Here is an 11,976-nt window from a genome sequence, read left to right as displayed (position 1 = left end):
AACTATATCTATGAAAGCTGAAATTATTACCATTGGTGATGAAATCTTGCTCGGACAGATAGTAGATACCAATTCTGCTTGGATAGCCCAAGAGCTATTCGCCCAGCAAATCCAAATACAACAGATCACTTCTATCACAGACCAGGAAAGCCATATCCTGGAAGCATTGCATGATGCTGCCAGCCGTGCCGAAATCATCATCTGTACCGGTGGTCTAGGGCCTACCAAAGATGATGTGACCAAGTTTACAGCTGCTAAATTCTTTAACACTTCTTTGGTCCATAATCCAGAGGTGATGGAACATGTCAAACAGATCTTCCATCGTTTCGGACGTACCATGCCTGAAATCAATAAGGGACAAGCTGAAGTATTGGCCAATGCCGATGTGCTGTTCAATGATTGGGGTACTGCTCCCGGTATGTGGGTAGAGCATGATGGCAAGGTCTATGTGTTCCTTCCTGGGGTTCCATTTGAAATGAAGAACCTGATGACTTACCGTGTCCTTCCTAAATTGAAGGACTTTAAGACGGAAGAAAAGGTGGTCAACAAATATATCCTGACGGTCGGAATAGGAGAGTCCCATCTAGCTGAACATATTGCAGCAATTGAGGATCAATTTCCTCCTCATATCCATTTAGCATACTTGCCTAAGATCGGCTTGGTTCGATTAAGGTTGACTGCAACTGGATCAGATCTTGAAAAGCTTGAAGTCGAAGCAGAGGACTGGAAAAATAAATTGGTCGATCGAATAGGCAATGCGGTGGTAGCTACTGAGGATATCAGTTTTGAAGAGGTCATCGTCCATGCTTTTTCTGAAAAGGGAAAGACCTTAGCGACAGCAGAAAGCTGTACTGGAGGCAATATCTCCAGGTTGATAACCGAAATTCCGGGCTCCAGTAAAATGTTCAATGGAGCGGTTGTTGCCTATGCCAATGAAGTTAAGGAGCATGTGTTAGGGGTAGATAGGGAAACCTTGATCGCCCATGGAGCCGTAAGTGAGGAGACCGTCATTCAAATGGCAAAGGGCGTTCAGCAAAGGTTAGAAGTGGATTATGCCATTGCTACCAGTGGAATTGCCGGCCCAGATGGGGGTACGGCCGAGAAACCTGTAGGGACGGTCTGGGTGGCCATTGCGGGTAAGAATGAGGTGAAAACAAAGCTGTTTCACTTCCATCATGACCGTTTAATTAACATAGAACGCACTACTGCTCAGGCATTACTGATGCTCTGGAACTTATTTCAACAAGAATCAGAGTTTTAACAAAACGATATTTTGTTAATTATATATGATAAAATATTTAATTTTGTTCACTTGTCAAGTAAGTATTAATAATTAACTTAGTAATCTAACAATCCAAATAATAATAGATGGCAATATATAAACTTTTGTTACCTAAGATGGGGGAGAGCGTCTCTGAAGCGACCCTGACCAAATGGGTAAAGCAGGTTGGGGATCATATTGAAGAGGATGATGCAGTTGTAGAACTTGCTACCGATAAGGTCGATTCTGAAGTTCCATCGCCAGTATCTGGAATTCTTAAAGAAAGATTGTTCGAAGAAAATCAGGTAGTTCAGGTCGGTGAGGTCATTGCCCTGATTGAAATTGAAGGACCTGAGGAGGAAAGCCAAGAGCCTCAGTCTACCCAACAGGAAGAACCTACTGAAAGCTCAGATACGCCTGTAGATACTGCAAACGAATCCGAATCCATTCATAAGGACCTTGCTGATGTCGAATCACCGGCATTGGAAATACCAGACCATGATATCCCTGGTCTTGATCAGGTTCAGGAAAAAAATATTCAAATCGAATCCAACCATCAGGAGATCCACTCCGGCATCCGCTTCTATTCTCCTTTAGTAAGGAATATCGCTCAGCAAGAGGGTATTTCCCAAAAAGAGCTTGACGGTATCCCAGGTACTGGCGGTGAAGGAAGGGTTACCAAACAAGATATCTTGAATTACCTTGAACAGAACAAAGGCGTGCAAGTGCCAAAGCCTGTTCAACCCGCTACGGAAGAAAGACCTCAGCCTAAAATAGTTGAACCTCAAACCCCAGCAGCTCAGGTCGTGAAAAGTAGTAATGGTGATTCAGAGATCATTGAAATGGACCGTATGCGTAGGCTGATTGCAGACCATATGGTGAACAGTGTCAAGACTTCTCCGCATGTTTTCTCTGTAGTCGAAGCCGATGTAACCAATTTGGTGAATTGGAGAAACAAAGTAAAAGATGGCTATAAGAAATCTGAAGGTGAGAATATTACCTTCACACCATTGTTCATTGAAGCTATTGCAAAAGCCATCAAAGATTTTCCAATGGTGAATGTTTCAGTAGATGGTTATAATATTATCCGTAAAAAGAACATCAATATTGGAATGGCAACGGCACTGCCTACTGGCAACCTTATCGTTCCGGTAATCAAGAATGTCGATCAACTGAGCTTAACCGGAATCTCCAGGTCTGTGAATGACTTGGCAAACCGCTCTCGAGGCAACAAACTTAAACCAGACGATACCCAAGGTGGTACTTTCACTTTCACTAACATCGGTGCATTTGGTAATATCTTTGGGATGCCGATCATTAACCAACCTCAGGCAGCTATCCTAGCCGTCGGAACGATCAAAAAGAAACCCGCAGTTCTTGAAACTGAATTTGGTGATGTCATTGCTGTACGCCATATGATGTATATCTCCATGTCCTATGACCATCGCGTTATTGACGGTGCATTAGGTGGGCAGTTTATCCGACGTGTGGCTGATTACTTAGAAAATTGGGACTCTGAAAGAGTTATCTAATCCATAATAAAACAAAAACGCTCATCATCCGATGAGCGTTTTTGTTTTATCCATTTACCATAAGCTGATGCCTCGGTAATTTCATCATCACCATATAGCGGTATCTGAAATATAGTAATATCGAAGAGGTCAATAAGCCCAAGGTCAAACCGTACCATATTCCCTTAACGCCAAAGTTCAGTTGAATTCCCAAGAAATAGGCTGTTGGTAAACCGATCACCCAATAGGCAAAGAAGGTAATAAAAGTAGGGGAATTCACATCACCCATACCCCGTAATGTACCTAGACCTACCACCTGCGTACCATCAAATATTTGGAACATTCCTGCAATGATCAATAACTGTGATGCCATAACCACTACTTCATGATCCTTGCTGATGATGTATGGCAGGTATTGATTGAACACAGCAAAAATAATTGCACAGATAACCATGAAAATCAATACCAAATGGTAGGACACCGTTGCAAACTTCTGTAAGCGGAAGAAGTTTTTGTTTCCATAGGCATTGCCCACCTTGATGGTAGCCGCAGAAGCAATTCCACTTGCCATCATATAGGTCATTGCCGCCAGTGTTATGGCCGTTTGGTGAGCTGCCTGCTCTACAGCACCGATCTTACCTGCAATTAGCGCCGCTCCTGCAAATGCTCCGATTTCAAATACATATTGCATCGCCACAGGACCGCCTATCTTAAAGATCTGTTTTACTCTATTGAAGTCAATAAACTTGGCCGAGAAATGGTCGATATAGCGCTTGAAGTTTTTCGATTTCAATACATACCAAGCCATCACGATCATCATCAAGATGCGGTCAACCAAGGTTGCAATACCCACTCCACGCACGCCCATCGGTTCGATTCCGAACATCCCTTTCACAAGGATTACGGCAATGATGACGTTCAGCACATTCCCCCAGATGGTAATGTTCATCGCCTGTTTGGTGAATCCCAAACCTTCTGCAAACTGTTTGAAGGTATTAAAGACCATTAAGGGCATGATAGAAAGACTCAAGATCAACAGATATGGCTTCGCAGTCTTAACTACCTCAGGATCCTGATCGGCATGTTCCATGGCAAACATAGAACCATAAAAAACGAATAGGAAGAGGAGGATAGCTGATACAATGTTCAACCAAAAACTATTGGATAATAATTTTGCACATTCCTTATAATTCTGCCGACCGTTTTCTTGGGCGATCAAAGGTGTCAAGCCGTAAGCTATCCCCAAGCCAATCACCAAAACTACCATGAAAACAGAGTGTACCAAGGAAACTGCTGCCAATGGGATGGTCCCTGCAAAGTGACCGACAATAATGGTATCTGCTGTTTGGACCAAGGTATGCCCCAATTGTGAAATCACAACCGGACCCGCCAAAGCCATCGTACTTAAGTAATAAATTTTATTGGATTTGATTTTCTGCAGCATATACGAAAAAAGTAAAGAGCACAAAGGTACGAGTTAAAACTTGCTTAGCGAATCATGTTTGGGTTAACTTTTTGTTTCTAAATATTTACATCAAAAAATTGCTGAAAAAAAATAATAGACTTACCTTAGCTTATTAACAATTAATAAAGTAGAGATGAATTTAGCGTTTTTGAACATTGGTACCCAAGAGATGATGCTTATTATTTTAGTTGCATTATTGCTTTTTGGTGGCAAGAAATTACCAGAATTGGCTAGAGGACTGGGACGTGGTATCCGGGAATTTAAAGATGCTTCTGAGGGGATTAAGAGAGAGATTTCAGATCAGATCAATAACTTCGAAAAAGAAATTGACGATATAAAAACAGATATTGATAAAGAGCCTGAAACCAATAAACCTGCTGCAACACCTATCCAAGATTTTGAACAGGTAAATGCAGCCACCGAAACAGAGGAAGTGTCCGAAGAGGGTGTAGTAGAGAAGAAAGTTCCTCAATTTACGGCTCCTGCTGGAACCTATGAGCATAAGCCATACAGCACGCCAACACAGGACGATTACTATAGCTATGGTTATAATGATCACTTTGGAAGCAATGACAGCCCAGCTGCTGATGACACCCAAGCAGTAGCTAACTCAACGGAAACCCCTGAACCCGAAGTTGAGCAAAATCCATTAGAAGATAATAATTCTAAAAAAGCCTAAAACAATTAAGAATTCTATATCGATAAGCTGTTGGAATCCATTCAACAGCTTTGTTTTTTCATTTTAAAATATTTTATGAGTACATCCCACGAGATTATCGTATCGAAAGAATTGTCGATTAGCGAGAAACAAGTGCATACCACCATCAACCTATTGGATGAAGGTGCAACGGTTCCTTTTATCGCGAGATACCGTAAGGAATTGACCGGAAGCTTGGATGAAGTGCAGATTACAGCCATCCGTGATCGCATGCAGCAATTGAGAGACTTGGACAAACGTAAGGAAGCCGTCCTGAAGTCGATCGCTGATCAAGGTAAGCTTACTCCGGAACTAGAGATCCAAGTGAAATCAGCCGAAACCATGGCTGCCTTGGAAGATATCTACTTGCCTTACAAACCTAAGCGCAAGACCAGAGCTTCTGCAGCGCGCGAAAAAGGCCTGCAGCCTTTAGCTGATCTCTTGCTTACGCAAGATAAATTGGATGTGGAATCCAATGCTGCCAACTTCATCGATGATGAAAAAGGTGTAGCAACCTTGGAAGAAGCACTCGCTGGTGCTCGTGATATCATAGCCGAGCAAATCGCTGAAGATGCAGAAGTGCGCGCTCATGCCCGAAAAACATTGTTGAACAAAGGACAGTTCGTTTCGCGTGTTGTTCCAGGCAAAGAAGAAGCTGCACTGAAATACAAAGATTATTTCGAATGGACTGAATCCCTGAAAGAGGCCCCTTCGCACCGTGTCTTGGCCATGCGAAGAGGTGAAAAGGAGGAATTATTGTACCTCGATATTGATATCGCTGAAACAGATGTCGTTCCAGGCATTGAGAAGCTATATATCAAAGGAAACAATGAAGCGAGCAAACAAGTGTCATTGGCACTGTCCGATAGCTATAAACGTCTCCTAAAGCCTTCTATGGAAACGGAAATCCGCGTATTGACGAGACAGAAAGCTGATGAGGAAGCCATTAAGGTATTTGCGGACAATGTTCGTCAATTGTTATTGGCGGCACCACTTGGTCAAAAAAGACTGTTGGCCATTGACCCTGGGTTCAGGACTGGTTGTAAGACGGTCGTTTTAGATGCGCAAGGGAACCTTTTGGAAAATACAGCTATCTTCCCGCACAATGGCGCGGCCGGACAGGCGGAAGCTGAGCGTATCATCAAAAAATTGATCTCAGCACATGATATCGAAGCCATTGCTATCGGTAATGGTACTGCCGGTAGGGAAACGGAAGATTTTATCCGTAAAATGAACATGCCGGGAGCAACAATCGTAATGGTCAATGAAAGTGGAGCATCTATTTATTCTGCTTCAGAAGTGGCAAGGGAAGAATTCCCTGACCATGATGTAACCGTGAGAGGTGCAGTCTCCATTGGTAGAAGATTAATGGACCCTTTGGCCGAGTTAGTGAAGATCGATCCTAAATCAATCGGGGTTGGACAGTACCAACATGATGTGGATCAAAATAAATTGCAGTCAGCGCTGGATGATACCGTGATGTCCTGTGTGAACTCGGTTGGGGTGGAGCTGAATACAGCTTCGAAACAGATCCTATCCTATATATCTGGATTGGGACCTGCTTTGGCACAACAGATCATTAACTATAGGAAAGAAAATGGTCCATTCAGTTCTCGCAGGGAATTGAAAAAGGTGCCTAGGCTAGGGGACAAGGCTTTTGAACAGGCCGCGGGTTTCTTGCGTATCCGCAATGCGGATCATCCTTTGGATGCCTCTGCAGTTCACCCCGAGCGTTATGCTTTGGTGGAACAGATGGCGAAAGATATCCATGTTTCCATCCAGGACCTGATGAAAGATGAAAAGGTCAGAAAGAGTGTTGACCTGAAGAAATACATATCGGATGAAGTAGGGTTGCCTACCTTGAATGATATCATGGCTGAATTGGCTAAACCAGGGTTGGACCCTCGTGATAAGTTTGAAGCCTTCTCATTTACCGAGGGAGTGAATAAGATTTCAGACCTGAAAATCGGTATGAAACTGCCAGGTATCGTTACGAATATTACCAATTTTGGAGCATTCGTGGATATCGGTGTTCATCAGGATGGATTGGTTCACCTCAGCCAACTGGCTAACCATTTTGTTTCTGACCCCCATGAGGTCGTAAAAGTTCAACAGCAGGTGACCGTTACAGTGACTGAAGTTGATGAAAAAAGAAACAGAATCAGTCTGACCATGAAAACGGAGGAAAAAGCCCCAAGGAAACATTCGGAGAAACGTTCAGATAAACGTTCCGACAAACGTCAGGAGCGAGCACCTGAAACCGATATGGCAGCTAAACTGGCAGCCTTGGCAAGCAAGTTTAAATAATAAAAACAAAAGGGCGATAATCGCCCTTTTGTTTTTAACTATCTCTTGAAATCTATCGCCTCGAAAGCCGCACGATTTCCTTTATCTTAAAAAAATGAATATCTTAATTCCATGACTTTAGAAGAATTTAAATCAACCTTGAAAGACGCTCAGCCAAATCCAAACTGGAATGTACAGGTTCAAGCACTATGGTATGATGCGAAAGGGGACTGGAAAAATGCCCATGACCTGATCGATCACCTTAATGATAGGGAGTCTGCCCATGTACATGCTTACCTACATCGTGTGGAAGGGGATCTATGGAATGCTAGGTACTGGTACAACCGTGCCAAGCAGCCTGAGTTTACTGGAAGCCTGGAGGCGGAACATAACCAGCTTTTGGAGCTTTACCTGGATTAACGTTCGTACTGCTGTCAGACGAGCTCTTGATGCTGTCCTGTGGGATGTTAGGGATAGATGGGATGCTGTCGCGCTTAGGCTTCCATGTCCACATCTTACGCCAAAACTCACCAAGGGTATTGAATTCCTGACGGTATACCAAACCGACAGCATTGATATAATCGTCCGTAGGGGTAAAGAGAATATTTCTTGTATTCAATCGGTTATATGCCCTAAACATCAAGCTACCATCTCTCCTGATCTTATAGGTCAGTTCAGCATCGGTCGCCACCTGGTTAGAGAAAAAGGTCAGGTCGGTCGTCTGTATGTTCCTACGGTCCACAATTCCTCCTGTCAAAACCAATCGGTCATCAAAGAATCGGAAGGATGCAGAGGCATCGTTTAGCGATCGGATGTTGAAATCCAGGAAGTTGATCTTTAGGGATTGCGCCAGAATATTGTTCAATTGGTTAAAGGCGATTTCCGTTCCGGCAGATAATAAGGTATTGTTTACCTCCCTGCCAATTTCTCCCGAGTTTCCAGCGGTAAAGCTTCTCCGGATAATTAAACTCAATGCCTGTTGATTGACATTATTGGCGTCACTGAAATAGGCTTGCAGTTCATCCTTGACATATGGTGTTTGTGGGAAGTTCAGGTCAAAGGAGACATCGGGCTGGCTCAAGGTTCCCTTGATGATCATGTCAGCCTGCGCCAATACTCTTTCGTCCGTGCCGGCACGCCCAGCTGCATTATACAGATCACCAATGGAGGTGCGCTGCTGATAAACTGCCGTGATATTGACGGTTGCTCCTGAAGGAGATCCCGTCCAGCGAATCGTTCCACCTTGCTTGATGTCGAAATATTTGTTGATAAAATCCTGCGCCGTAAAGTGGAATTTTCCTGAATTGATGGCGTAATCCCCGAACATCTCAAAATCGCCCAAACTGGAAATCTTCAAACTGATTTCTCCGGTTCCAGTACCTTTCAGCGAACCAATGTCGGTCTGTAGGTTGACCTCTGCACTCGGAGTCAACTCCAGGTCCATATTCATCGTCATGCCCTTTAGGAAATATCGGTTTGCATTTTCCTTGTTTACGCTGGAGTCTTTACTGACAAAGTAGATAAAGTCACTTTCTGAGATCGTCATGGCCGTATTGAATGGAATACTGATTACCGTATTGTCCTCTGACCTGGCCTTGATATTAATGTCGATCGCCGAGGTATATCCTTTAAATTGATAGGTTCCTGTGGCATATGCAGTACCATAATATAGGTTATTGTCCTTATAGGTTGTATTCAGGATCATCACATTATTGGTCGCTACATTCACATCGATATATGGATTGCTCAATGTTGAAAGATTGACTACTCCACCCGCTACGGCCTGATGCCCTTTAGAGTCGGTAAAGGTCAGGTTATTCATCATGACCGCGTTATTATCGATCATCACAGACTGATTGTTCAGGTTATAGGTGGTCTTTAGGTAATTAACCTTGAAGGATGCACTTTCAATCTTCGCTGAACCATTGATTTGAGGATTTTGAAGTGTTCCTGTGATTTGAAGGTCCGCATCCATTTTTCCTTCCAGGTCGGATGCCAAGCTACGGATAAAAGGTTGGAACAAGATCAATTCGGTCTGGTTCAGGTTTCCCTTTAAATTTATGGCTTGTTCACCGGATACCACTTGGTAGGTACCGTTCAGGGTCAATCCTCTTTTTCGGTCGTCCAATAACTGGAAATCCAAATTGGCCACCTTCGATTCCGGATCGAAATCTGCTAACAGGACCAATTGCCCAATTGGTATTTGGTTCCACACCAAAGGTGTGGTAGTTACGTTTGCAGATAGGTAAGGCTTTTTGAAAATGGAATGCAATTCGATGTTTCCGTTCAATTCACCATCTAAATGAACCCCTATTGGCTTGGTTACCGTTTCCAAAGAATGCAGGTTGAACCTTTCAAATTTGATGTCTAGTTTATCGTCTTCATTGGATAATACGCCATTGAATTCCACCCTTTGGTTTCCTTGGGATGCAATTAAGTTGTTTAAATAGAATTTCCCCTTGGACACCCGCATTTCAGCATCTTTGTTGAAAGCCCAAGGTTCATAATTCACAACGATGGTGGACTCCTCAAAACGGATATATGCAGGTTTATTGTGGGCGAAGTGAATGTTACCATTCAAACGCATGTAATTCTTTTCGGTTTCTTCTGCCCCTTTGATATTAAACAATAGGCTGTCCTTGGAAAGGATATTGTTGATTTCAACATTATTGACAAAAACGGAGTCTGTCAGAAATGCCTTGTCCGCTTTCAGGTTGAGGGAGAAAGCATTTTCGTCAGCAATCTCATCGATGCTCAGGTTTTGCAGGTTAATGCCCTGATACTTTACAAAAGGACTAAAGGCATTGAATTCGGCCGTAAAATCTTCTGAATTAAAGTGGGCCTCTAAGGTTGCTCCATCCTCCAAGGTTAAGGTTGGGTCCAAAAATGCGGATACAGGTTCAAAGGATTTGACCTTGAGTTCAAGGTCGAAAATTTGAGGATTGTACGGTTCTGTTTCCAAGCCAATTGCCGGTGCATATTTCATGGCCAATGCCTTGAAATAAGGTACAAGTGTGTTCAGGTCTATCACACCTTTCATCTCTCCATCCATCACATTGGATTTTAGGGTCAAGAGCCTATCCGTTTCATTGCCTTCAGCGGCAAAGAACACATCATCAATGCTGAATTTCCCCTTACTGGTCTGCATGTTGATCTGATTGGCCCGAAGGTCTCCGTTCAGGTTGTTGAGGTTGTTGCCGGTCAGGTGCGTGCTGATATTGGAATCATAGATGATGATGCTATCCTTATTGACCAAGCCTAATTTCTTTAGGTTGATTTGATCGATCTGGGCATCAACATTATAGATGTTGAATTCACCGGATAGGTTAATTTTCGAATCATAAGCCAAGGCAATGTTCGGGTCACTGATGTGGCCATTCATTTCAATCTGCTCCTCAAATAGGAAGGCATCCACGGATACGCTGTCGTATTGGTAATTATTAAGTTGTAGTCTTCTCAGGTCTCCTATGATGTTCAATTGAATTTCTTTGAAATCCAAGTTTTGCCCATCAAAGTCCAGATTAAGCCCCGTGTTCTTGATGCTATTGCTGTTGATCAAATTTCCAATCTGAAACTCTTCAGATTGCATGTTTCCAGCGTACTGAATATTCTTTTGGATGTCTATTTTAGCGTTGGTCTCTAATTTTCCCAATTCCGTGTCGAAGGCCCCCACGACATCAAATAAGTTATACAGCCCTTTAAAAGTCCCCCTAAAATTAATCTGTCCCAATCTATGAAGCTGCTCAGGTAAGTCAAAAGAACCTCTGTTAGAAAGTTCAGGTACCAGTTTTTCCACGTCAGAAGCGCTGGTCTGCAACTGATTGGCATTGAAATCAAAAATTGTCCTGTTGATATCGGGTAGCCCCTTGATGCTGAAATCCCCCGTCAATCGGGTTTCCTCTCCGGTCTGTATATCGGCATCCTTCACGAACATATTGGCTACCGTACCCTTGACACTACCTTGGTTTACTTTGGCTTTAAACTTGACAAATTTCATGTCTGGCGCAAAGTATTCGATGTCCTTGGAATCAACAAATACATTGCTCATGCTTGACTCAATCTGTACTTTCTTCACGAAATCACCAAAGTCGCCAAAATCTTTATAACTGAATTTCAAGTGTCTTCCCAAAGAGGAATTGTTGGTGATCAGCTTTAATTGGTCAAATTCCATGGATTGGTCCGTAACGAAGGCATCTGCACTCAGTTCTCTTACGATAAAACCAGATTTCTCCTGGAATGTCAATTTCTTGATCTTGGCTTTTATCGAACTGCTATCCTGTTCTATCTTGCTGAAATTGCCTGTGAGATGGGTCAGTTCGATGTCCGAAAAATCCACTCCACGGTTATAGTGTTTCTGGGTATGGTTAATGATCTTGACATGGTTGTCAACCAAATTGACTTCGTACAATTTCAGTTCCATTTGCTTCTTAGGGCCAGTTTTTTTCTTCTTTTTCGGGCTGAAATAGTCGATAAGGAATTTGATGTTTGAACTGTCTTTGTAGACCTGAAAATCCACATAGGCCTGCTCAATATTTAATTTTTCAATGATGACCTTGTTCCGGAAAAAATCCGTCAGGATAAGGTCTGCATTTAATTTCTTTGCAGAAAGAATAAGGTTTCCATTTTGGTCTGCCAGGTTGAAATTATAGAGATTAAGTTCGGAGAAAGGCTTGAAGTAAATGCTTCCGATTTCTACTTTGGCATTAAGCTCTTTGGAAAGGTATTTTGCCACTTTTTTGGTGACAAATGTTTGAAC

At 42.8% G+C, this 11,976-nt stretch carries 7 protein-coding genes; 5 read left to right on the top strand and 2 right to left on the bottom strand.

What is annotated here, in order from left to right; all coding sequences use genetic code 11:
* Positions 1–10: 10 nt before the first annotated feature.
* Positions 11–1,261, top strand: a complete 1,251-nt coding sequence (locus tag NMK93_RS15050) for a competence/damage-inducible protein A (protein WP_254530163.1) — start codon at positions 11–13, stop codon at positions 1,259–1,261.
* Positions 1,262–1,368: 107 nt separating this feature from the next.
* The gene (locus NMK93_RS15045; RefSeq protein ID WP_254530160.1) at positions 1,369–2,793 is read left to right on the top strand and encodes a dihydrolipoamide acetyltransferase family protein; all 1,425 of its coding nucleotides are present in this window, start codon (positions 1,369–1,371) and stop codon (positions 2,791–2,793) included.
* 46 nt (positions 2,794–2,839) lie between these two features.
* On the opposite strand, the gene NMK93_RS15040 is transcribed toward NMK93_RS15045, so the two are convergent.
* On the bottom strand, positions 2,840–4,216 hold the full coding sequence (locus NMK93_RS15040; protein WP_254530158.1) for an MATE family efflux transporter: 1,377 nt from the start codon (positions 4,214–4,216) through the stop codon (positions 2,840–2,842).
* Positions 4,217–4,370: 154 nt separating this feature from the next.
* On the opposite strand from NMK93_RS15040, the gene NMK93_RS19755 reads away from it, so the two are divergent.
* The 3 genes from NMK93_RS19755 to NMK93_RS15025 all read left to right on the top strand — a co-directional run bounded on the left by NMK93_RS19755 (position 4,371) and on the right by NMK93_RS15025 (position 7,640).
* Complete coding sequence (locus NMK93_RS19755; RefSeq protein WP_185218541.1) at positions 4,371–4,916, top strand: twin-arginine translocase TatA/TatE family subunit; 546 nt, start codon at positions 4,371–4,373, stop codon at positions 4,914–4,916.
* Between the two features lie 75 nt (positions 4,917–4,991).
* Positions 4,992–7,241 (top strand): Tex family protein, encoded by a 2,250-nt coding sequence (locus NMK93_RS15030; protein ID WP_254530156.1) that lies wholly within the window; start codon positions 4,992–4,994, stop codon positions 7,239–7,241.
* Between the two features lie 111 nt (positions 7,242–7,352).
* Positions 7,353–7,640, top strand: coding sequence for a hypothetical protein (locus NMK93_RS15025; RefSeq protein WP_254530154.1), 288 nt, complete (start codon positions 7,353–7,355; stop codon positions 7,638–7,640).
* Here NMK93_RS15025 and NMK93_RS15020 read toward each other — a convergent pair.
* Positions 7,585–11,952 (bottom strand): translocation/assembly module TamB domain-containing protein, encoded by a 4,368-nt coding sequence (locus tag NMK93_RS15020; RefSeq protein WP_254530152.1) that lies wholly within the window; start codon positions 11,950–11,952, stop codon positions 7,585–7,587. The genes NMK93_RS15025 and NMK93_RS15020 overlap by 56 nt on opposite strands.
* Positions 11,953–11,976: the final 24 nt, after the last annotated feature.

This window comes from Sphingobacterium sp. LZ7M1, assembly GCF_024296865.1.
Classification (GTDB): Bacteria; Bacteroidota; Bacteroidia; order Sphingobacteriales; family Sphingobacteriaceae; genus Sphingobacterium.
This window is presented reverse-complemented; position numbering and strand designations above follow the sequence as displayed.